Origin of the sequence: Acinetobacter sp. YH12134 (assembly GCF_013418555.1) — a bacterium.
Lineage (GTDB): Bacteria > Pseudomonadota > Gammaproteobacteria > Pseudomonadales > Moraxellaceae > Acinetobacter > Acinetobacter indicus.
The window spans coordinates 22,806-45,018 of the sequence record NZ_VPBT01000006.1 but is presented as its reverse complement, the minus strand read 5'-3'; the positions used below and the strand labels follow the sequence as shown (position 1 = coordinate 45,018).

The window sequence follows — 22,213 nt, the reverse complement described above, 5'->3', positions numbered from 1 at the left end:
AAAGCCTTAAATTTTGTTGTCATCAAAACATATTTTGAATTGTAACTAAAGCAGCACAAAACTCTTTAGTGATTTTTATGTTTCCTTATGTATTTCGCTTTACAATAGGTCATAAATTACTTAGTCATCAATGAATTAAAAAATTTTAGAGGATAGAGCTGTGCGCCGGACCTTTACATGGTTACCTTGGGTGTTACTTATTATTGTGATTATTGGCTTTTTGGGCTGGCAACAGTTTCAAAAACCGAAAGCTCCCGTTGCCCCGGATGGGGTGAAAATGCCTGCTGAAAAAGTAGAACCGCTGATTGATACCACCCGTACTGGCGGGGTGGTGTCTTATAGTGCTGCCGTAAAAGTAGCAGCACCGGCCGTGGTCAATATTTTTACCACCCAGAAAATCAAGCAGCCTAATCATCCTTTGTTTAATGATCCGGCATTCCGTGAATTTTTTGGTGATCAGTTACCGGAACAATATCGCCAGGGACCTAATGAAAACAGCCTCGGTTCCGGGGTGATTGTACGTGCCGATGGTTACATTTTGACGAATAACCATGTGATTGCCCAGGCCGATCAGATTGTGGTGGCCTTGCATGATGGCCGTCGTGCCGAGGCAAAAGTGGTCGGCACCGATCCGGATACCGACTTGGCGGTAATTAAAATTGAGCTGGATCAGTTACCGGTTTTACCATTTAAACTCAGTGGCAATGAAGTCGGTGATGTGGTGCTGGCGATTGGTAACCCGTTTGGGGTAGGCCAAACCGTCACTCAGGGGATTATTTCCGCGACCGGTCGTTCGGATTTAGGCATTAATACCTATGAAGACTTTATTCAGACTGATGCTGCCATTAACCCGGGGAATTCCGGCGGTGCGCTAATTGATGTGGCCGGGAACTTAATTGGGGTTAATACCGCAATTTTCTCGCAATCGGGCGGTTCTTTGGGCATTGGCTTTGCTATTCCGGCACAGGTCTGTCAGCAGGTACTGAACTCGATTTTAAAAGATGGTCGCGTGGTACGTGGCTGGTTAGGTATTAGCTTATTGCCGGTACAGCAACAGAATATTCTGGAGCCAAAACAAAGTGGCGTGGTGGTGGCAGATGTCTTGGCCAATGGTCCTGCGGCCAAAGCCGGTATTCGCCGTGGCGATAAAATCCTGAAAGTGAATGATGAAGAGATTAGCTCAACATCACACCTGATTAATTATGTGGCGCTGCAGCAACCGAACCAGCCGGTGAATATCCTGATTGAACGTGAAGAACAGTCTTTAGAGCTGCAAGTGGTGGTTGGTGAGCGTAAAGTGCAAAACAGTGATAAACAGTTTATTCCATTACCAGAATAAGCTCGCAGTACGCGCTGTAAATTAAACATGAAAAAGCTCCGCAGGTCGGGGCTTTTTTTAATGGGTGAATTTTATCAGCAGTCTGTTAGTGAAGAGCGATATTGTAAGATCAAGCGAAAATACGTAGGAACGTACTGAATGGCGCAGAGCAGACATACCGTCTTATAGAGATGATCGCTGTATCACATCTCTAGGTCTTTCCATCCCTCGAGATAATCGGTTGGGGACAAAATAAAGCAACTAAATGAATAACATTCCGCAGGCGGTGCAAAAACAAAAACAGCGGCCGAAGCCGCCGTTTTTGATCTTAGGTTTAATTAGTGTTCTTGCTGGATACCCGCAACCAACCAGTCCTGGCTAGAGCCTGCTGGCTTAACAAAATGCCAGATTTCAGTGAATGGCTGTGGCAAGCTGTTTAAATCTTCACTCACCGTACCGGTAAAGCGCACACTCACCACATACTGACCATTTTCAGTAGCAGAATCGACCACCATCGCATTTAGGTTAGAAAACTCAGCCACATCCTGATCCTGATTGGCCATGATGTCCTGATACATCGACTGGTACAGATCAGGGGTTAAATAACGCTGAATTTCAGCAATATTGCTGGCCGTATTCATAGACTGAATATGGTTAAAACGCTGACGTGCAACACGCAGAAAGGCTGCTGGCTCCGTACCATCTGGTAACTGGTTACCACTGTTGGTGTACGCGGTACCAAAGGCAGCGTTATTCACTGGTGCTGCACCAAATGGCGCATTGTTGGTTGGGGCTGAACCACCGACGTTCTGGCCAAAGATATTGGTGTTATCGCCACCGGCACGTGGTGCAGCAGCAGATTGACCAAACGGTGCGTTATTGGCACCGTTATTTGGCGCATACGGGTTATTGGCTGCTAATTTTTTTTTTTGCGCCCATCTTGCGGAAAATGAAGAAGGCGACTGCTGCAGCGAGGAGAATCCAGATCCAGCCTGGGATTCCACCTTCTTCCTCCTGTTGAGCCTGTGCCTGGCTGGCTGGCTGATCATCTGCTAAGGCATTGGCAGCCACTGCACCAATCGCAGCACCTGCAACACCCGCAGCGACCATACCACCGACACCCGGACCAGATTTTTGCTGCGCAGGCGCAGTAGCTGGAGCGGGCTGTTGTGCAGGAGTAGCTTGACGAGGCTGTTGGTAAGATTGAGTTGGTGTTGCTGAACGGCTCATGCCATGGCTTTTACCACCACCGGCACGTTTTGCTTCGGCTGCTAAAGGGGCAACCAAGAGGGCAGCTGTTAAAATACCAGCCATCAAACCACGCTGTCGAACTTCCATCAATTTTTCCTATTTAAAAAAAGAAATTTATCGCCCTGTATTTATGCAGGCATTTGTCCCGAATTTCAATACAGAATTCAGCTTTTTTCACATGAAAAGCTCAAAAAATAGGGCAAAGGCTCTAGTGCAGTTCTTCACTTAAACTCATGGCCTCGCTCAGGGCTTCATGCAAACGGGCCACCGCAATCACCTGCACCCCTGGAATCGCTTTTTGCGGTGCATTGGCACGTGGCAAAATAATATATTTAAAGCCATGTTTAATCGCTTCTTTTAGACGTTCCTGACCATTCGGCACCGGACGGATTTCACCGGATAAACCGACTTCACCAAACACCGCCAGTTGCTGGGGCAGGGCTTTGCCGCGAATACTCGAAGCACAGGCCAGCAGCACCGCCAGATCGGAGCCGGTTTCGGTAATTTTCAGCCCGCCGACAATATTGACATAGACATCCTGACCGGACGTCTGCACACCACCATGACGATGCATCACCGCCAGCAGCATATTCAGCCGGTTTTGTTCTAAGCCGAGTGCAACCCGGCGCGGCTGACCATGTGCATCATCGACCAGTGCCTGTACTTCCACCAACAGCGGACGGGTGCCTTCGCGGCTAATCATCACAATTGAGCCGGGAATGGCTTCATCATAACGGCTCAGGAAAATCGCTGACGGATTGGCCACTTCACGCAAGCCTTTATCGGTCATGCCAAACACGCCCAGTTCATTGACCGCGCCAAAACGGTTTTTGACCGCACGAATCATCCGGTAGCGGGAATCGGACTGACCTTCAAAATACAGCACACAGTCCACCATATGTTCCAGCACACGTGGCCCGGCCAATGCACCTTCTTTGGTCACATGACCGACAATAAACAATGCTGTGCCACTATTTTTGGCAAAACGGGTCAGGAGCGCCGCCGATTCACGGATTTGCGATACGCCACCCGGTGCAGACTGCAAGGTTTCAGTATATAAGGTCTGGATGGAGTCCAGAATCGCCACCGCAGGACGTTGCTGGGCCAGTACCTCACAAATCCGTTCCACACAGGTTTCAGCCATCACTTTGAGCTGATCGGTCGGTAAATCCAGACGCTGCGCGCGTAAGGCCACCTGTGATAAGGATTCTTCACCAGTGACATATAAGGCAGCGCTGTTGCTGGCGGCCATATGGGTCGCGGTTTGCAGCAAAATGGTCGATTTACCAATTCCGGGATCACCACCAATCAGCACCACTGAACCAGTGACCAAACCACCACCAAGTACCCGGTCAAATTCGCCAATACCGGTGGCAAGGCGGGTTTCGGTAGAGACTGAAATCTGGTTTAAAGTAGTTACAGTTGAGGCCTGACCGGCATAGCCGCCGCCCATACGTGGCTGGGCACGATGGGTCACCGCAGGGGCAATGCTGACTTCGGTTAAACAGTTCCATTCACCACAGTCTGAACATTGACCAGCCCATTTAGGATGATCTGCGCCGCATTGTTCACAGCGATAGACACTTTTTGCTTTTGCCATAAATAAACGTCTGGAATGTGTTTTTTAAATCTTGCCCCACAGCATACAGAGGAAATGCCGATTTTCAAATTGTTGATACGCCGGCAAAGAAAAACCACCCGCAGGTGGTTGATCTTGTAGTTTGATTTGAACGCTTTAGTAGAGTTCGCCGGATTTGCGTCGTGCAATAAAATCTTTCGATTCTTTGGCAATTACACCCGACAGCAGCAATAAGGCAATCAAGTTCGGTACCGCCATTAAACCGTTAAAGGTATCAGCAAACAGCCAGACCAGATCTAGGGTTGCGACACAGCCAATAAACACCGACGCAATGTAAATCAGGCGATACGGCAGTACAAATTTCTCACCAAGCAGATAGGTCGCACATTTTTCACCATAATAGCTCCAGCCTAAAATAGTCGAATAGGCAAAGAAGATGACCCCGAAAGTCACCACCCAGCCCCCGATTCCCGGCAGCAGTTTGTCGAATACGCTAATGGTCAGTACTGCACCGTTCTGATCACCAAAAGACTGGCCGGCCATAATAAAGCCCATGACCAGCACAATACCGGTAATTGAACAGACAATAATGGTGTCAATAAAGGTACCAGTCATTGAAACCAGACCCTGACGTGCCGGATGGTCGGTTTTGGCTGCAGCGGCAGCAATTGGCGCAGAACCCATACCGGCTTCATTGGAGAAGACCCCGCGCGCAACACCATAACGGATCGCGGCACCAATCGCACCACCTGCGGCAGCTTCACCGGTAAAGGCATAGGTGACAATCATTTTGAGTGCTGGCACCACCAGTTCAAGGTTATTCAGGATGATGACCAAACCACCGGCCATATAACCAACCGCCATAATCGGCACAATAACCGAAGAGGCTTTGGCGATGGATTTAATCCCGCCCAGAATTACCAGGGCTGAAAATACGGTAATGATGATGCCGGTAATCCAGGTTTCCAGGCCAAACCCATTTTCAACGGCCAGTGCTACCGTGTTGGATTGCACCGAGCTGCCAATCCCGAAGGAGGCCACTGCACCGAAAAAGGCGAAAATCAGCGCCAGCCATTTCCATTTCAGGCCACGTTCAATGTAATACATTGGACCACCGGACATTTCACCTTTCTCGTTTTTTACCCGGTATTTGACCGCCAAAACACCTTCGCCATATTTGGTCGCCATCCCGAACAGGGCGGTCATCCACATCCAGAATACGGCGCCCGGACCACCGAGTACGCAGGCTGTGGCCACACCGGCAATATTACCGGTACCAATGGTGGCAGAAAGTGCGGTCATGAGGGAGGCGAATTGGGAAATATCGCCGGAATGTTTGTCCGGGTGTTTGCCAAAAACCTGTTTAAAGGCCAACGGCAGCATCCGGAATTGCCAGAACAGCAGGCGGAAGGTCAGGAATATCCCGGTACCGACAATCAGCACCAGCATATATGGGCCCCAGACCCAGCCACTAAGGGTTTCCATGAGTGTTTGTAAATCTTGCATCATTGTTTCTTCTTATGTCTCAAAATAGATATTTTGTTTTCTATATAAGCAATTGATATGCCATGCTCATCCTGAGCAAGAGATATAGTTGCGTGCTGCATTTTTATTTGTTACACAGAATTTATGTTTTGACAAGAAAATTGATATAAACCTTGTCAATCATCCCTTTGGATAAATTGATAACTTTTTGTTATAAGAAAAATAAATTAAATTTAATTATTCCGCAGAAAATATAGATGAAGCGGCATTTCTTTTTGTTTTCTGATTTCTTTTACGTTAGTTTGTCGTGGTTAACACTGAAGTTGAATTCAATAATGTCGTATCAAAATACAAATTCGTCACAAGAAAAAGGCGATCTGCAGCGAAGCTTATCTAACCGGCATTTACAGCTGATTGCCATTGGTGGCGCCATTGGAACAGGATTGTTCATGGGCTCAGGCAAAACCATCAGCCTGGCCGGGCCATCGATCCTGATTATTTATATGATTATTGGTTTTATGGTGTTCTGCGTGATGCGGGCGCTGGGCGAACTGTTGCTGTCCAATCTGCAATATAAATCCTTTATTGATTTCAGCACCGACCTGATTGGCCCGTGGGCCGGCTATTTCGTCGGCTGGACCTACTGGCTGTGCTGGATCACCATCGGCATTGCAGACCTGTCGGCGATTATTTATTACCTGCAATTCTTTAATGGCGGGATACCGTTTACACCTGAAGAAGGGGTGATGATCAGTATTGCAGCTATTGTCTTCATCATGGGCTTAAACCTGGTGACCGTGAAGCTGTTTGGTGAAATGGAGTTCTGGTTTGCGCTGATTAAAATTATTGCCATTATTGTGCTGATTGCAGTCGGTTTATGGATGATTTTTACCGGTTTTACCTCAGATGCCGGCACAGTCGCATCCTTTACACATATCTGGAGTCATGGCGGCCTGTTCCCGACAGGTACTATGGGCTTCTTGGCCGGTTTCCAGATTGCGATTTTTGCCTTTGTTGGGGTAGAACTGGTCGGTACCACAGCGGCTGAAACCAAAGATCCAGAGAAAAACCTGCCGAAAGCAGTGAACTCGATTCCGGTACGTATCATCATTTTCTATGTATTGGCCTTATTAATTGTGATGTCGGTAACGCCATGGAACCAGATTGATCCAAATATCTCACCGTTTGTAAACCTGTTCAGTCAGGCGGGTATTGCGGCCGCGGCGATTATCATGAACCTGGTGGTACTGTCTTCGGTGATGTCGTCGATGAACAGTGGCGTATTCTCGACCAGCCGGATGCTGTTTGGTCTGTCACGTGAGCAGCAGGGTCCTAAAGCCTTTGGCCGTTTAAATAAACGTGCAGTCCCGGCCAATGCACTGTATTTCTCGGCGGTGTGTCTGCTGTTGGGTGCGGCGTTACAATATTTCGTACCCGATACCGTGAAAGCCTTTACGTTGGCGACCACGCTTTCGACCATTCTGTTTATTTGCGTCTGGCTGATTATTATCTGGAGCTATATTGTCTATTACAAAACCCGTCCGGAACTGCATGCCCAGTCGACTTTTAAATTGCCGGGTGGCCTGTTCACCTGCTGGATGGTGATCATCTTCTTTATTAGTATGATCTATGTGCTGTCTCTGGAGTCAGATACCTTGCAAGCCTTAATGATCAGTCCGATCTGGTTTGTGATTCTGCTGATTGGCTATTTCGGTTTCTATAAGCCAAAACAGAAATAAGCCATTGCACAACAAAAAACGTCAGTGTCCAACTGGCGTTTTTTTATAGCACAAGCTAATCTCTAGCGTTTAACACTTTGGTCACAGCAGTGATCGCGTTATACTTCATTGAAAATTTTAAATAGGTGGTCAGATGAGTTCTGTCATTTGCTGCATCAGTTTATTGACAGCCAGTTTTGTACTGGTCGGTTGTGGTCAATCGGGAGCTTTACAGTTGCCGAGTGATCCAAATTACGACAAACGTGCCAAATATCTGTTATATCCCAATGTCGATTCAGAGCAACATCCTGAAGAGCCGACACCTGCACCGGTACAGCAACAGTTTGCTGCACCTGTAGCTTCGAATTCCACGACGACACCTTAACGTTCATAGAAAGGATACATTCATGAGTTTCACCCGCATCAATGGGGTTTTGCACGCCGAACAATGTTCTTTACAACAGCTGGCGCAGCAATTTGGCACACCACTTTATGTTTATTCAAAAGCAACCTTTGAAAAGCATTATTTAGATATGGATCGTGCTTTTGGCTTTATCGACCATCAAATCTGTTTTGCGGTCAAGTCAAACTCCAATATTGCGGTGCTGAATGTATTGGCCAAGCTCGGTGCGGGTTTTGATATCGTGACCGGCGGCGAGCTGGCACGCGTATTGAAAGCCGGTGGTGATGCTTCGAAAATCGTTTTTTCTGGTTTGGGCAAAACCGAAGCTGACATTAAAAAAGCACTGGAAGTGGGCATTGCCTGCTTTAACGTTGAATCCTATGCAGAGCTGGATCGGATTCAGAAAGTGGCGGCTGAACTGAAGGTTAAAGCGCCAATTTCTTTACGAGTGAATCCGGATGTCGATGCCAAAACCCATCCTTATATTTCAACCGGTTTAAAAGAAAACAAATTCGGTATTCCATCAGATAGTGTATTTGATACCTATCAATATGCGGCATCGTTACCTAATCTGGACATTGTCGGGATTGACTGCCATATCGGTTCACAGCTGACTGAAACCCAGCCTTTTGTTGATGCGCTGGATCGGGTCATGCTGATGATTGAGCAGCTGAAACAGATGGGCATTACACTCAAACACATTGATATTGGTGGTGGTTTGGGCGTGACCTATAAAGATGAAACTCCACCATCGGTTGAAGAATATGCCAATGCACTGCGCCCGGCTTTAGAAAAACTGGGCCTGAAAGTGTATATGGAACCGGGCCGGAGTATTTCCGCCAATGCCGGTGTGCTGCTGACCAAAGTCGATTTACTCAAACCGACCAATCACCGTAATTTCGCAATTATTGATGCGGCAATGAATGACCTGATTCGTCCTGCTTTATATGAAGCGTGGATGGACATTCAGCCGGTGACGCCACGTACCGATGTCGAAACCCAACAGTGGGATGTAGTCGGTGCCATCTGTGAAACAGGTGATTTCCTTGGTAAAGAGCGTGATCTTGCCATTCAGGAAAACGATGTACTGGCAGTGCTGGGTGCCGGCGCTTATGGTTTTGTGATGAGCTCCAACTACAACAGCCGTGGCCGTGCTGCAGAAGTGATGGTCGATGGTGATCAGGCGCATCTGATTCGTGAACGTGAAACCATTGAATCACTCTGGGAACGTGAGCGTTTATTGCCTTAAGGAGTAAATCAGGATGTTTTTAGAATTTACCAAGATGCATGGTCTGGGCAATGACTTTATGGTGGTTGATTTAATCAGCCAGCGCGCCTATTTCGATAGCCTGACCATTCAGCGTCTGGCCGACCGTCACTTTGGTGTCGGGTTTGACCAGTTGCTGGTGGTTGAGCCACCTGATGTTCCGAATGCCGATTTTAAATACCGTATTTTTAATGCCGATGGTTCAGAAGTCGAGCAGTGTGGCAATGGCGTGCGCTGTTTTGCCCGTTTTGTGCATGAGCGCCAGCTGACCAGTAAAACCAAAATCAAGGTGCAAACCAAAGCCGGGATTGTTGAGCCGGAACTGGGTCAAAATGGCTGGGTGCGGGTAAATATGGGGCAGCCGAAATTCCAGCCGCAAGAAATTCCGTTTATTGCCGATGAACCGGATAACTTATATGACCTGATGCTGGCCAATGAAGAGAAGCTGAGCATTGATGTGGTCAATATGGGTAATCCACATGCTGTGACCATTGTGCAGGATATTCTGACGGCTGATGTCGCACGTTTAGGTCCACAAATTGAATCGCATGAGCGTTTCCCGCAGCGCGTGAACGCCGGTTTTATGCAAATTCTGGATGAACAGCATGCCCGTTTACGTGTGTTTGAACGTGGTGTCGGTGAAACGCTGGCCTGCGGTACGGGCGCGTGTGCAGCAGCAGTTTCAGGCATGCGCCGTGGCTTACTGGCCAGCAAAGTTGAAATTGAACTGGCGGGTGGCAAGTTACAGATCGAATGGAAAGAAGGCGATGTGGTCTGGATGACCGGTCCAACTGCCAATGTCTATGAAGGCCGTCTGGATTTACGTTATTTCCAGGGCTAATCTGACCATTTCCTATACAAAAGCACCGTTCTATTCACGGTGCTTTTTTATGTTAGGATGATTTGAGTTTTGCCTGCAGAGCCATGATGATGCATAAACTTGTTTTTCTGCCGGGTGCCTCAGGTAGTCAGCAATTCTGGCAGCCGTTAATGGCCCGGTTGCCAGTATCGGCCCGGAAAACCGTGATTGCTTATCCTGGTTTTGATGGGGTAGAAGCCGATGCCAGCATTCAGAGTCTGGCCGATCTGAAAACGCGGGTGATCAGTCAGATTGAAGAGGACAGCATTCTGATTGCCCAGTCGATGGGCGGAGTGTTGGCCATAGCCGCTGCATTGCAGCAGCCGAATAGACTTCGGGCCTTGGTGTTAATGGCTACTTCGGGCGGACTGGATTTAACTCCGTTTCAGGCCAAAGACTGGCGTGAGATTGAACCCCTGCAATGGGCCAAGCTGCCGCAGTGGTTTGTGGAAGATCAGACCTATTATCATCCGGAACAATTGGCCAGTATTGATCTGCCGGTGTTATTGCTTTGGGCCGATCAGGATGAATTGAGTCCGGTTGCCGTTGGTGAGTTTCTGGCCCGGCAGTTGCCGAATGCCCGATTGGTGATTATGCCCGATGCTGATCACTGGTTTGCATCCTCGCAGGCTGAACGTGTCGCCGGGGAGATCAACCGTTTTTTACACGACTATTTTTGCAAAGCTACTTTTTAAAAGACAATTTTTTACCAGAACATAGGATGGTGTGATGAAGTTAAGTGCTGAACAGTTACTGGAGATGTGGCTGAAACAACGCGAAATCCAGCATCAGTCGGCACATACTTTGCATGCTTATGCACGTGATGTTGGTGATTTCCTTCATTTTTGTCAGCAGAAAAACATGCCGCTGGCCGATGTGGAAACCGCTGACTTACGTGAGTTTCTGGCGTATAAGGTCGAAGCGCAGCAGCTGAGTTCCAGCAGTTTGCAGCGCATGTTGTCTTCTATTCGCCAGTTTATGAAATGGGCTGAACAGGGGAGTTATTTGGCGTTTAATCCGGCTGATGATTTTCAGTTAAAACGTCAGCCACGTCCTTTGCCGGGCATGGTCGATATTGAAACGGTACAGCAGATTTTAGATCAGCCAGAGCCGGAGTCAGAGCGGCAAAAACAGCTCTGGGTCCGTGATAAAGCGATTTTAGAGCTGCTGTATTCCAGTGGATTGCGCCTGGCGGAAGTACAGGGCTTAAGAATTAAAGATCTGGATTTTAACCGGCAGTTATTGCGGATTACCGGTAAGGGCAATAAAACCCGGGTGGTACCGTTTGGTTCTAAAGCCAAAGACAGTGTGATGCGCTGGCTACAGATTTATCCGCTGTGGCAGGGTGATTTTGTCCCGGATGCGCAGCTGTTTATTACGGAAAAAGGTCAGCCACTCGGTGCGCGGCAAATTGAAAACCGGGTCAAGTTGCAGGCCCAGCGTGCTGGTGTCAATGTCGATTTGCATCCGCACTTATTGCGACATTGTTTTGCCAGCCACATGTTATCTAATAGCCGTGATTTGCGTGCGGTGCAGGAGATGTTAGGGCACAGTAATTTGACCACCACGCAAATTTATACTCATGTCGATTTTGATCATTTGGCGCAGGTTTATGATCAGGCTCATCCAAGGGCGCAGCGCAAAGAGCAGGGCTGAATTGAGGCAAGTGAAAAGGACTTTCAATTCACGGGTGAAAGACTAGAATAGAGGTGTCAGGCATGAGCATGTGCCACCATTGTAGAATAAAAATAAAGGTGGAGATGGCGTATAAAGAGGGTTAATTTTTGACTCGAGTAATATTCAGAACGAGCACAAAAATTCCGAGGACCCAACCTGATTGATGATTTGGGAAAAATGTAAAGGCATAGATATGATTTCGGATATTCAACAAAAATATGAACAGCTGAGTCCGGCGCAAAAAGAAATTTTTGCCGGTTATGGTTTAAGACAGGTGAAACACTTTGTGGAAATTAACCTGCCAGCCATGCAGGCTATTTTACTTGAACAGGCTGTGATTCAAGGCATTAACGCACAAGGTAAGGTGCAGGCGGTTCATACGGAAACAGGTCAAGGCTATTTATGGATTTCCGATCGTCAGTGGCAGGAAAGCCAGCAATTGACCCAAACCGTCGATGCAACTGAAGATTTTATGCAGGTCTGGAAAGTGTTTAATCTGGCTGAATATGACCTGATTGATTTAAGCCACGTGCACCGCGACTTTTTGGATGGTCAGCAGGCTTAAATATAAGTACTGCGTGCAGCATAGCAAGAGAAGGTTATCTTGCGTGCTGCAACTTAACAATCTTCAAAATCGCCAACTAGGCTTATAAATCTTCCAGCGGCAGCTGAAAACTCTGTTTAATAATTTGACTTGGCAAATCGGTTTTGACACTGGTGATGCCATTTTTTTTGGTTAAATGGGTGGACTGAAATTTACGATAACTTTCTAAATCGGGCACCACCACTTTCAGCATCGCATCGCATTCCCCCAAAATAATATAGCACTCCATCACCTGCGGTAATTCTTTCATCGCCTCAATGAAGGTATCAATAGTTTCGGCATCCTGCCCGACCAGCCAGATCCGGGAAAATAAAATCAGTTGAAACCCAATCTTATGCGGGTCCACCACCGTAGTGTAATTCTGGATTACTCCGGCTTCTTCTAAAATTTTCACCCGTCTTAAGCAGGAGGACGGCGACAGGCCAATTTCACGGGCCAAATCGTTATTCTGAATGCGGCCATTGTTCTGTAAAGCTCGAATGATATTTTTGTCGATGCGATCCAGATTTATTCGAACAGACTTTGGATATTGCTTCATAAATTAGAAGATAATTTGAAAAATTATTTAGATTATAGAATATTTGAAATCCTATTTTATAGCGTTTCGCAGATACTAATTTTCACTTTCTCAAGTAAGACGGGTAAAAGGAAATGTCTGTATGGGTACTTTTTGCATTGACTGTGTTGCCGCTGATTTTTACGCCGGGGCCGGATATGTTATTCATTTTGTCGCAAGTGATGGGTAAAGATGCAAAAGCAGGCATGATGGCCACAGTCGGTGTATGTTGTGGTTATCTAGTGCATTCGATTCTGGTGGCGTTGGGAATTGCCGCGATAATCGTGTCCTTTCCGCTGTTATTTGAGGCGATTCGCTGGTTAGGTATCGCATATTTGCTGTATTTGGCGGTGGGTTTATTCAAGTCGGTATTGAGCAAGAAAAAGCTGGCGATTGAAAGTCGCAGCAGCAGTCATCCGGTGCGCAAAGGATTTTTTACGGCGCTATTGAATCCGAAAGGCATGCTGATTTACTTTGCGATTTTGCCGCAGTTTATTGATAAAACTGGAAATACCGTTACTCAAGGCTTGTTATTGTCCTGCATTTTTATTGGGCTAATTTTTATTGTGTACTGCGCGTTAAGTCTGATCTTTGCCAAAATCACCCAGAAAACCCAGCTGTATGAACGTAAACAGAAGTGGATTGATGGTACATCTGGTGGTTTACTGGCGCTGGCGGCCAGCTGGTTAATGGTCAATTAAGCTGTGAAATTTAGAAAAAGCATGTCCTAGGTCGACATGCTTTTTTATATGGAGAGCGTGAAAAAGAGAATTGTTACAAAAACAGAAATGAACCGATGGTCATCTTAGACCAAAGTCTGGCAGGGGATACAAACTGCTATCCTAAATGACATCAAAATAGCCAGGTTTCGGTCTGCTATGTTAAAAAATGAATAATAATTCATTTTATTGTGCTGGCTAGTTAATCAGAACAACTGATGTGATACATAAGATAAAAAGATAATATAAATCAATGGTTAAAATATAGCTTAATCTGGCTGAAATATAGCTGGGTTAAGCTGGATGAAAAAAGTATGAACGCAACGTTCAGCTATTTTTACGCATTTTTACAGCTTCTTGGGCAATTGTGACTTGACCGAAATGCCAAACCCATTGCAAGATAAGACACCTACAAAAATTTAAGTGAAGAGTTATCTTAACTTTTCTCATCTTTTACATTTACTAAAACAGCCGAGGATTACATGAAGGCTCTTGTTGCTGTAAAACGTGTGGTTGATGCCAACGTTAAAGTTCGCGTTAAACCGGACAATAGTGGGGTTGACCTTACTAACGTTAAAATGTCAATTAACCCATTCTGTGAAATCGCCGTGGAAGAAGCGGTTCGTCTAAAAGAAAAAGGAACAGTTTCAGAAATCGTTGTTGTTTCTATCGGTCCTAAAGAAGCGCAGGAACAAATCCGTTCTGCTATGGCGCTTGGTGCTGACCGCGGTATTTTAGTTGAAACTGCAGATGAAATTGGCGCACTTGAAGTGGCTAAAATTTTAAAAGGTGTTGTTGAGCAAGAGCAGCCACAACTGATCCTTTTAGGTAAACAGGCAATCGATGATGACTCAAACCAGGTGGGTCAGATGTTGGGTGCTTTACTGGGCGCAGGTCAAGGTACATTCGCTTCTGAAGTGAAAGTAGACGGCGACAAAGTACAAGTGACACGTGAAATCGATGGCGGTTTACAAACTGTTGAATTATCACTGCCAGCAATCATCACGACTGACTTGCGTTTGAATGAGCCACGTTATGCGGCACTTCCAAACATTATGAAAGCGCGTAAAAAACCGCTGGATACCAAGTCTCCTGCAGATTACGGTGTATCAGCCGGGACTAAACTGAAAACTGTAAAAGTTGAGTCACCAGCTGAACGTAAAGCGGGCGTACAAGTGAAGTCTGTAGATGAGCTTGTTGAAAAATTAAAAAATGAAGCGAAAGTGATCTAATACAGAAGGATATAAATCATGAGTATTTTAGTTATCGCTGAGCACGACAACAAAGCACTAAATGGTGCAACGTTAAACGTTGTGGCTGCAGCTCAAAAAATCGGTGGTGATATCACTGTATTGGTTGCTGGTTCTGGCGCGCAAGCAGTTGCTGATCAGGCAGCTAAAGTTGCGGGCGTGAGCAAAGTATTACTGGCTGATGATGCTGCCTATGCAAATCAGCTGGCTGAAAATGTCGCAAAACTGGTTGCTGAATTGGGTAAAGGCTATAGCCATATCCTTGCAGCATCTACAACAACAGGTAAAAACATTTTACCTCGCGCTGCAGCATTGCTGGATGTCAGCATGATTACTGACATTATTGCAGTAGATAGTCCAAATACATTCAAGCGTCCAATTTATGCCGGTAACGCGATTGCAACTGTTGAATCTTCAGAAGCAATTGTTGTCGGTACTGTACGTGGTACAGCATTTGATGCGGTTGCTGCGGAAGGTGGTTCAGCTGCGGTTGAAGCTGCGGCATCTACAGGCGATGCAGGTATTTCTAAGTTTGTGAACGAAGAAATCGTGAAATCTGAACGTCCTGAATTAACAGCTGCACGTATTGTAGTATCAGGTGGTCGTGGTGTAGGTTCAGGTGAGAACTATCACAAAGTACTTGATCCACTGGCAGACAAACTGGGTGCAGCACAAGGTGCATCTCGTGCAGCGGTTGACGCGGGCTTCGTTCCGAACGATATGCAGGTTGGTCAAACAGGTAAAATTGTTGCGCCTGATCTGTACATCGCTGTGGGTATCTCAGGTGCGATCCAGCACTTGGCCGGTATGAAAGATTCTAAAGTGATCGTTGCGATCAACAAAGATGAAGAAGCACCAATTAATGCAGTAGCTGACTACTGGTTAGTAGGTGACTTGAACACTGTAGTTCCAGAATTGGTTTCTAAAATCTAATTCCTGAACTTCGGTTAAAAAGACGCTCTTGCGCAAGCAGTAAAAGTTTTTACTTTGCTGTTTTGTTCAGGGGCGTTTTTTATTCTGTAATTTTTTATCGGAATTCATCAAAATTTAACATTTTTAGTATTGTTAAATTCAATAAACAGCAGAAGAGTCTAAAAATTATGCTAGTATGCCGGTTTTTGAAATCTTTGATTTCGTCAGCCGGAGTCTCCCATTGAGTTTTGATACCCGATTGTCCAATCAAGTCTTTATCTTATTTCTGCTGTGTCTAGGTTTGCCATTCCTGGTCGATTTGCATCTGCCACTTTTAGATGGTCAGCTCGTGCGTGGCGTTGAAAATGTTCAGGCTTTTTTATTATTGTTCTGTGCAATATTCAGTTATTTTTATATCCGTCCTTTTGATTTGGCGGATGGACAAAAGCAGTTCTGGTTATGGGCAATTTGCTGGTGGCTATTGTTGTTTGGCCGCAGTATCAGCTGGGGGCGAGATTATTTTCCGGAAGTGCCGAAAGTGTATTTCAGAGCGATTTCAATTGTGCTGATTGCGCCTGTGGTGTTTATGCTGTTCTCTCGTCATTTGCGTGCCGAAATTGTGCGTAAATTTAAGTCGGTATCCTTGCCGCTCTGGGTTTTAATTTTGAGTGTAGTCGGTCTAATTGCCGCAGATTCTATCGAACATGGCCGTGCCATCAGCTTTATTTTCCTGCACGATGTGGCTTATAAAGATTTTATGGAAGAAATGTATGAATTCCCGTTAATCCTGGGCTTATTCATGATGACTCTGCATATTATGAAGCAGGATAAACCGCCAGTGGTGGCCGAGCCAGTATATCTGGAGCTGGATGATCACGAAGCGGTGGCCAAGAACTAAGTCGGTTTCACATCATGCTCTCAAATATAAATCATGCCTTGTCCGAGGCATGATTTTTTTATGTCTTTTATTTCAAAAAAGAAGATTGCTTGATCCAAGGCCAATTTTGTCGCAAAGCGTATATTTTATGCATAGCGCAATATTGATCAAATGAGCAGAAATGCCATGTGGCGCGATGGATTTCACAGCTGGATATGCTGATGAAAAGTAGCTGCAAGACCGATTGGCAAAAATAGCTTAAAAATGTACCAAAAACTCATCTTTAAACATTAGAAAATTAACGAGATTAAGATGAACAGGATGACACAAAAATAGGACTATTTATGCTATAATTCCCAGCTAATTTTTCGTTTTTTAACTCAAGTTTTGAGTTAAATTTTTTGCCAAATTTACGATATAAAATGCGGGCAGAAATCTGCTTGTATAACAAGGAGTATGCATGAGCGTATCGGAAATTAGACCGATTGCCATTGAGGATGAACTCAAGCATTCATATCTCGATTATGCAATGAGCGTGATTGTGTCACGGGCATTGCCAGATGTACGAGATGGTTTAAAACCTGTTCATCGTCGTGTGCTTTATGCAATGCACGAATTGGGCAATGACTACAACAAAGCCTACAAAAAGTCTGCCCGTGTTGTGGGTGATGTGATCGGTAAATACCATCCACACGGCGATTATGCAGTCTATGAAACCATCGTTCGTATGGCGCAAGACTTTAGTCTGCGTTATCAACTGGTGGATGGTCAGGGTAACTTCGGTTCGATTGATGGCGATAGTGCGGCCGCAATGCGTTATACCGAAGTACGTATGACCAAGCTGGCCCATGAACTCCTGGCCGATCTGGAAAAAGATACCGTAGATTGGGTCGATAACTACGATGGCTCGGAGCGTATTCCTGACGTTCTACCAACCCGTATTCCAAACCTGCTGGTGAATGGTTCTGCCGGTATTGCCGTCGGTATGGCGACCAACATGGCACCGCATAACCTTACCGAAGTGATTAATGCCTGCTTGGCCTATGCCGATAATCCAAATATCAGCATTGAAGGCCTGATGGAACACATCAGTGGTCCAGACTTCCCGACAGGCGGCATCATTTACGGTAAATCGGGTATTGTCGATGCTTACCGTACCGGTAAAGGCCGTTTGCATATTCGTGGTAAATATCATTTTGAAGAAGACCAGAAATCCGGTCGTACCACCATTGTCTTTACTGAAATTCCGTATCAGGTCAACAAGGCCAAAACCATTGAGCGTATTGCTGAACTGGTTAAAGAGAAAAAACTGGAAGGAATATCGGAGCTACGTGACGAGTCCGATAAAGACGGTATGCGAATTGCGATTGACTTGAAACGTGGTGAGAATGCCGAAGTCATCGTCAATAATCTGTTCCTGAATACGCAGCTGGAGAACTCGTTCAGTATCAATATGGTCTGCCTCGACAACGGCCAGCCAAAATTGATGAACCTGAAAGACATCATTGCTGCGTTTATCCGTCACCGCCAGGAAGTGGTGACTCGCCGTACCATGTATGAACTGCGCAAAGCACGTGAACGCGGTCATATCTTGGAAGGCCTGACCGTTGCTTTGGCGAATATTGATGCCATCATCGAAACCATTAAAACTTCTGCCAACCCGGCCGAAGCGCGTGAGCGTTTACAGGCTGGCGAATGGGCCGCTGGTGGTGTGGTGGCATTGCTGGAAAAAGCCGGTTCCGTGTCTATTCGCCCGGATGAAATTGAAGGTGAAGATTTAAGCCGTCCATTTGGTTTGGATGGAGATGTTTATCGTCTTTCTCCAGCGCAGGTCGGTGCGATTCTGGAACTGCGTTTACACCGCTTAACCGGTCTGGAACAAGACAAGTTACATGCAGAATATTCTGAAATTCTGGCGCAAATCGCTGAATACACTGCTATTTTAAATGACTTTAATTTATTGATGGCGGTGATTCGTGAAGAGCTGGCGCTGGTATTGCAGCAATATGGCGATGCACGTCGCACTGAAATTGTTGAATCCCGCATCGACTTCTCGCGTGAAGATTTAATTCCTGAAGAGCAGGTGGTGTTAACCGTTTCACAATCCGGTTATGCCAAGACTCAGCCATTGTCCGATTATCAGGCTCAGCGCCGTGGTGGTCGTGGTAAGTCTGCCACAAGCATGAAAGAAGATGATTATATCCAGCATCTGATTGTCACCTCGAACCACGCGACCGTACTGTGCTTTACCGATGTCGGTAAGGTCTATCGCCTGAAAGTATTTGAAGTGCCACAAGCTTCACGTGGTTCGAAAGGCCGTCCAATGGTCAACCTGTTGCCATTAGATGCCAATGAAACCATTACCGCGATTCTGCCAGTAATTGATGCACCGAAGAAATTCAAAGAGCGTCTGGCCGATTTCCGTAGTTTTGTGAAAGCCAACTCAGCACTATTACAGCAAAATCAAGTGATTGCTAGCCATTATGCCGAACTTGAAGCCGCATTTGCAGAACTGGCAGATGGTGATGATCTGTCGGATGCCTTGCGTGTTCAGTTAAAGCAGCTGGGCCTAGAGCTGTCAGCCACAAACCTGGATGATGAAATTGTTGCAGAATTTGCCGAGCAGGCTGAAAATCTGCGCAAAAACTTCTATGTGTTTATGGCAACAGCGTCTGGTACGGTTAAACGTGTCGAGCTGGAGCAGTTCAGCAATGTGCGTTCTAACGGTTTACGTGCCATTGAACTGAACGAAGAAGACACCCTGATTGGCGTGGCGATTACCGATGGCGAGCAGCAGATTATGCTGTTCTCGAATGAAGGTAAGGCAATCCGTTTTGCTGAAACTGATGTTCGTGCCATGGGCCGTTCAGCCAAAGGTGTGCGTGGTATGCGTGTCACCATTGGTGCAGCTCAAGCGGAAGAGGCCGAAGACGATACAGCCGATAGCGAAGATGATGCAACCGATAGCAATTTTGTTAGCCGGATTGTGTCGCTGGTCGTGGTGCCAGAAACCGGTGAAGTGCTGTGTGCATCCGCCAATGGTTATGGTAAACGTACTCCGGTCGATGACTTCCCGACCAAAAAACGTGGCGGTAAGGGTGTAATTGCAATCAAGACCTCTGAACGTAACGGTGAACTGGTCGGCGCGGTGGCCATTGATGCTTCGAAAGAATTGATGCTGATTTCGGATGGCGGTACGCTGGTACGTACCCGTGCTTCGGAAGTGGCGGAAACCGGTCGTAATGCGCAAGGTGTACGTTTAATCCGTTTAGGTGAAAACGAAACGCTGGTGGGTGTAGAAGCGATTGAAGCCGTGGAAGAAGATGAATTTTCTGAAGATTTAGCTGATGAAAATACAGCTTTAGATACGCTAGAGACCGATGCAGCATCTGCTGAGCAGGATGAAAAACCGGCTGAAGAATAATTTCTCTTCTCATGAAAAGGACGCTTCGGCGTCCTTTTTTACACAGTACCGTACAGGAATAACCCAATATGCAGCTTAAATTATGGATGGGCTTGAGTGTTCTGGCTTTGGCCGGATGTGATCAGCTGGGTCAAAAAGCCATGGACGCCATTCCAAACCCGAGTCCGCAGCAGGAACAGGTGGCACAGGCGGCCTATGACAATTTACGTGATGGCGAGTTCGAGCAGTTTCTGAATCATCTCGAGCCAGAACTCAAAAGCCATTTTCAGGACAATCAGAAAGTCATGAAACGCTTTGCCAAGGTGATTCCAAAAGACGAGTATAAGTCGCGTACCCTGATGACCAAAAGTATTGAAACCGGTAGCAATCAGCCGGGGCAGTACAAGATTAGCTATGAATATGCGTATCCAAAAAATCTGGTGCAATATGACGTCAGCTTTGACCAGCCGGGCGGTAGCAGTAAAATCCGCAACTTGAATATTCAGGTATTTGGTGAGTGAGTGCACTCTTAATCACTACATTTTACTAAGCTTTACCAGATCGCTGCGTATTACTGCATATATGCTTAAGATCAGCGCAAATTACATTTAATCAAGAGAAAAAGGTCATCCACATTGGGCCAGATATAGAGATGAATAGGCTTCCAATCTGCTGGAAAAGTTAAAATTATCTTGTGAATCTATATTGATTTTTCGACTGTATCTGCGTGCCAAGATTGAAATAATTTTGTGCAAGCCCGAGCAAGATGTGGTTAAATGCCTATTTTATTGTGTTTCACCTTGACAAGGAAAAATCATGCGCGCGTACAACTTCTGTGCTGGCCCTGCTGCATTACCCACTGCCGTATTAGAAAAAGCTCAAGCAGAAATGCTGGACTGGCACGGCAAAGGCCTTTCGATCATGGAAATGAGCCATCGTAGCAAAGATTATGTTGCGGTTGCAGAAAAAGCAGAAGCCGATTTACGCAAACTCATGAACATTCCTGAGAACTATAAAGTACTGTTCTTGCAGGGTGGGGCATCCTTACAATTCTCGGCAATTCCATTAAACCTGCTCGGTAAAAATGACAAGGCCGATTATATCCATACTGGTATCTGGTCTGAAAAAGCATTAAAAGAAGCACAGCGTTATGGCGATATTCATGTCGTGAACGCAGGTATTCATATTGATGGTAAACATGCGATTAGCGCGCAAAGCGAGTGGGATTTATCTGCAGATGCAGCTTATGTGCATTATGCCGACAATGAAACCATTGGTGGTCTGCAATTTGCCAGCATTCCTGAAACCGACAAGCCGTTGGTGTGTGACTATTCATCTAGCATTCTGTCTGCACCGCTAGATGTTAGCAAGTTTGGTTTAATTTATGCGGGTGCACAGAAAAATATTGGCCCGGCAGGTTTAACCCTGGTGATTATCCGTGAAGATTTACTGGATCAGGCCAAGCCGGAAATTCCAAGCATCCTGAAATATTCAGATCAGGCGAAAAATGGTTCAATGGTGAATACGCCATCGACCTATGCCTGGTATTTATCCGGTCTGGTTTTTGAATGGTTACTGGAAAATGGTGGGGTTGATGCCATGCATCAGACCAACCTTGAAAAAGCCAAACTGCTTTATGGTTATATCGATTCAAGCGATTTCTACGCCAACCCGATTGTTGAAGCCAACCGTTCGATCATGAACGTACCATTTACGCTGGCCAATGCCGATCTGGAAAAACAGTTCCTGCAAGAAGCGGAAGCCAATCATCTGTTGAATCTGGCTGGTCACCGTTCAGTTGGTGGTATGCGTGCCAGCATTTATAATGCCGTGCCACTTGAAGGTGTTCAGGCACTGGTTAACTTTATGGATGACTTTGCCAAACGCAACGGCTAATCCAGCGTATACGAAAAAGCCCATCATCAGGATGGGCTTTTTTATGGGATATGGAATACGGATTAAAAAATAAATTGATGCAGCAGGTAGGCAGAAATCATCATGCCTAGAACAAAAAACAGGCAGGACATTTTATCCAGACGATAACGCTGACCCATTTGATGTTCAACAGATTGTAAGTTTTCTTCTTGCACGATTTTCATAGATATTATATTCCAGTGATCTATTTATCGTTGATACTTTCGATTTGTCACATATTATTAACATAAAAAATTGGTTAAATAAAGTACTAAATACATTTTCCTTAATAAACTTTTCAGCCGATTTAAAATCAGAACATCATCTCTTCATTCTGTTGACCGGATTTATTCAATATTCAATTTTTAAACAGATTTAATCTAAGTCTATGAAAATCAATAGAGATTAAATAATAAGCTTT

The 22,213-nt window shown here is 45.8% G+C and carries 19 protein-coding genes and 1 pseudogene; 15 read left to right on the top strand and 5 right to left on the bottom strand.

Features of this window, described 5'->3' with window-relative positions:
• Positions 1 to 160 precede the first annotated feature (160 nt).
• On the top strand, positions 161 to 1,339 hold the full coding sequence (locus FTU69_RS05920; RefSeq protein ID WP_005176504.1) for a trypsin-like peptidase domain-containing protein: 1,179 nt from the start codon (positions 161 to 163) through the stop codon (positions 1,337 to 1,339).
• Between the two features lie 317 nt (positions 1,340 to 1,656).
• Here the strand turns inward: FTU69_RS05920 and FTU69_RS05915 are convergent.
• The 3 genes and pseudogenes from FTU69_RS05915 to FTU69_RS05905 form a co-directional block, all read right to left on the bottom strand.
• Positions 1,657 to 2,656 (bottom strand): annotated as a pseudogene (locus tag FTU69_RS05915) (Tim44 domain-containing protein).
• 121 nt (positions 2,657 to 2,777) lie between these two features.
• Positions 2,778 to 4,169: a DNA repair protein RadA gene (radA, locus tag FTU69_RS05910; RefSeq protein ID WP_016659986.1), complete on the bottom strand. Its 1,392-nt coding sequence runs from the start codon at positions 4,167 to 4,169 to the stop codon at positions 2,778 to 2,780.
• Positions 4,170 to 4,304: 135 nt separating this feature from the next.
• Entirely contained in the window at positions 4,305 to 5,654 is a 1,350-nt protein-coding gene (locus tag FTU69_RS05905) for a sodium:alanine symporter family protein (protein WP_034597619.1), read from the bottom strand.
• A 314-nt stretch (positions 5,655 to 5,968) separates the two neighbouring features.
• On the opposite strand from FTU69_RS05905, the gene FTU69_RS05900 reads away from it, so the two are divergent.
• The 7 genes from FTU69_RS05900 (at position 5,969) to FTU69_RS05870 (ending at position 12,122) form a co-directional block, all read left to right on the top strand.
• Positions 5,969 to 7,372 carry an amino acid permease gene (locus FTU69_RS05900; RefSeq protein WP_127800407.1) on the top strand — a complete coding sequence of 468 codons (1,404 nt, stop codon included), beginning with the start codon at positions 5,969 to 5,971 and terminating at the stop codon, positions 7,370 to 7,372.
• A gap of 133 nt (positions 7,373 to 7,505) precedes the next feature.
• Positions 7,506 to 7,736: a lipoprotein gene (locus FTU69_RS05895; RefSeq protein WP_180103601.1), complete on the top strand. Its 231-nt coding sequence runs from the start codon at positions 7,506 to 7,508 to the stop codon at positions 7,734 to 7,736.
• Positions 7,737 to 7,758: 22 nt separating this feature from the next.
• Complete coding sequence (gene lysA, locus FTU69_RS05890; RefSeq protein ID WP_016659989.1) at positions 7,759 to 9,003, top strand: diaminopimelate decarboxylase; 1,245 nt, start codon at positions 7,759 to 7,761, stop codon at positions 9,001 to 9,003.
• A gap of 13 nt (positions 9,004 to 9,016) precedes the next feature.
• Positions 9,017 to 9,862, top strand: a complete 846-nt coding sequence (gene dapF, locus FTU69_RS05885; RefSeq protein WP_180103600.1) for a diaminopimelate epimerase — start codon at positions 9,017 to 9,019, stop codon at positions 9,860 to 9,862.
• An 89-nt stretch (positions 9,863 to 9,951) separates the two neighbouring features.
• Positions 9,952 to 10,575, top strand: a complete 624-nt coding sequence (locus FTU69_RS05880; RefSeq protein WP_180103599.1) for an alpha/beta fold hydrolase — start codon at positions 9,952 to 9,954, stop codon at positions 10,573 to 10,575.
• Between the two features lie 34 nt (positions 10,576 to 10,609).
• The gene (locus tag FTU69_RS05875; protein ID WP_075167151.1) at positions 10,610 to 11,536 is read left to right on the top strand and encodes a tyrosine recombinase XerC; all 927 of its coding nucleotides are present in this window, start codon (positions 10,610 to 10,612) and stop codon (positions 11,534 to 11,536) included.
• Positions 11,537 to 11,750: 214 nt separating this feature from the next.
• Positions 11,751 to 12,122, top strand: coding sequence for a hypothetical protein (locus tag FTU69_RS05870; RefSeq protein WP_180087895.1), 372 nt, complete (start codon positions 11,751 to 11,753; stop codon positions 12,120 to 12,122).
• Positions 12,123 to 12,204: 82 nt separating this feature from the next.
• Here FTU69_RS05870 and FTU69_RS05865 read toward each other — a convergent pair whose 3' ends face one another.
• A complete protein-coding gene (locus FTU69_RS05865) occupies positions 12,205 to 12,699 on the bottom strand; it encodes an Lrp/AsnC family transcriptional regulator (RefSeq protein WP_016659993.1) in 495 nt (164 codons plus the stop codon).
• A gap of 113 nt (positions 12,700 to 12,812) precedes the next feature.
• Between FTU69_RS05865 and FTU69_RS05860 the strand changes: the two genes are divergently transcribed.
• From FTU69_RS05860 to serC, 7 genes are all read left to right on the top strand, one after another.
• Positions 12,813 to 13,418: a LysE family translocator gene (locus FTU69_RS05860; protein WP_180103598.1), complete on the top strand. Its 606-nt coding sequence runs from the start codon at positions 12,813 to 12,815 to the stop codon at positions 13,416 to 13,418.
• A 500-nt stretch (positions 13,419 to 13,918) separates the two neighbouring features.
• Positions 13,919 to 14,668: an electron transfer flavoprotein subunit beta/FixA family protein gene (locus FTU69_RS05855; protein WP_005176529.1), complete on the top strand. Its 750-nt coding sequence runs from the start codon at positions 13,919 to 13,921 to the stop codon at positions 14,666 to 14,668.
• Between the two features lie 18 nt (positions 14,669 to 14,686).
• Positions 14,687 to 15,619 (top strand): FAD-binding protein, encoded by a 933-nt coding sequence (locus FTU69_RS05850; protein ID WP_005176532.1) that lies wholly within the window; start codon positions 14,687 to 14,689, stop codon positions 15,617 to 15,619.
• A 175-nt stretch (positions 15,620 to 15,794) separates the two neighbouring features.
• Positions 15,795 to 16,496: a hypothetical protein gene (locus FTU69_RS05845; protein WP_016659995.1), complete on the top strand. Its 702-nt coding sequence runs from the start codon at positions 15,795 to 15,797 to the stop codon at positions 16,494 to 16,496.
• Positions 16,497 to 16,935: 439 nt separating this feature from the next.
• Positions 16,936 to 19,899, top strand: coding sequence for a DNA gyrase subunit A (gene gyrA / locus FTU69_RS05840; protein ID WP_180103597.1), 2,964 nt, complete (start codon positions 16,936 to 16,938; stop codon positions 19,897 to 19,899).
• 68 nt (positions 19,900 to 19,967) lie between these two features.
• Complete coding sequence (locus tag FTU69_RS05835; protein WP_005176544.1) at positions 19,968 to 20,399, top strand: hypothetical protein; 432 nt, start codon at positions 19,968 to 19,970, stop codon at positions 20,397 to 20,399.
• A gap of 295 nt (positions 20,400 to 20,694) precedes the next feature.
• Positions 20,695 to 21,774 (top strand): 3-phosphoserine/phosphohydroxythreonine transaminase, encoded by a 1,080-nt coding sequence (serC, locus tag FTU69_RS05830; protein WP_180103596.1) that lies wholly within the window; start codon positions 20,695 to 20,697, stop codon positions 21,772 to 21,774.
• A gap of 62 nt (positions 21,775 to 21,836) precedes the next feature.
• Here serC and FTU69_RS05825 read toward each other — a convergent pair whose 3' ends face one another.
• Positions 21,837 to 21,977, bottom strand: coding sequence for a hypothetical protein (locus FTU69_RS05825; protein ID WP_005176552.1), 141 nt, complete (start codon positions 21,975 to 21,977; stop codon positions 21,837 to 21,839).
• Positions 21,978 to 22,213: the final 236 nt, after the last annotated feature.

Coding starts and splice junctions, on each gene's coding strand:
- radA (WP_016659986.1), bottom strand. CDS start 4,169: ATGGCAAAAGCAAAAAGTGTCTATCGCTGTGAACAATGCGGCGCAGAT.
- FTU69_RS05905 (WP_034597619.1), bottom strand. CDS start 5,654: ATGCAAGATTTACAAACACTCATGGAAACCCTTAGTGGCTGGGTCTGG.
- FTU69_RS05900 (WP_127800407.1), top strand. CDS start 5,969: ATGTCGTATCAAAATACAAATTCGTCACAAGAAAAAGGCGATCTGCAG.
- FTU69_RS05895 (WP_180103601.1), top strand. CDS start 7,506: ATGAGTTCTGTCATTTGCTGCATCAGTTTATTGACAGCCAGTTTTGTA.
- lysA (WP_016659989.1), top strand. CDS start 7,759: ATGAGTTTCACCCGCATCAATGGGGTTTTGCACGCCGAACAATGTTCT.
- dapF (WP_180103600.1), top strand. CDS start 9,017: ATGTTTTTAGAATTTACCAAGATGCATGGTCTGGGCAATGACTTTATG.
- FTU69_RS05880 (WP_180103599.1), top strand. CDS start 9,952: ATGCATAAACTTGTTTTTCTGCCGGGTGCCTCAGGTAGTCAGCAATTC.
- FTU69_RS05875 (WP_075167151.1), top strand. CDS start 10,610: ATGAAGTTAAGTGCTGAACAGTTACTGGAGATGTGGCTGAAACAACGC.
- FTU69_RS05870 (WP_180087895.1), top strand. CDS start 11,751: ATGATTTCGGATATTCAACAAAAATATGAACAGCTGAGTCCGGCGCAA.
- FTU69_RS05865 (WP_016659993.1), bottom strand. CDS start 12,699: ATGAAGCAATATCCAAAGTCTGTTCGAATAAATCTGGATCGCATCGAC.
- FTU69_RS05860 (WP_180103598.1), top strand. CDS start 12,813: ATGTCTGTATGGGTACTTTTTGCATTGACTGTGTTGCCGCTGATTTTT.
- FTU69_RS05855 (WP_005176529.1), top strand. CDS start 13,919: ATGAAGGCTCTTGTTGCTGTAAAACGTGTGGTTGATGCCAACGTTAAA.
- FTU69_RS05850 (WP_005176532.1), top strand. CDS start 14,687: ATGAGTATTTTAGTTATCGCTGAGCACGACAACAAAGCACTAAATGGT.
- FTU69_RS05845 (WP_016659995.1), top strand. CDS start 15,795: ATGCCGGTTTTTGAAATCTTTGATTTCGTCAGCCGGAGTCTCCCATTG.
- gyrA (WP_180103597.1), top strand. CDS start 16,936: ATGAGCGTATCGGAAATTAGACCGATTGCCATTGAGGATGAACTCAAG.
- FTU69_RS05835 (WP_005176544.1), top strand. CDS start 19,968: ATGCAGCTTAAATTATGGATGGGCTTGAGTGTTCTGGCTTTGGCCGGA.
- serC (WP_180103596.1), top strand. CDS start 20,695: ATGCGCGCGTACAACTTCTGTGCTGGCCCTGCTGCATTACCCACTGCC.
- FTU69_RS05825 (WP_005176552.1), bottom strand. CDS start 21,977: ATGAAAATCGTGCAAGAAGAAAACTTACAATCTGTTGAACATCAAATG.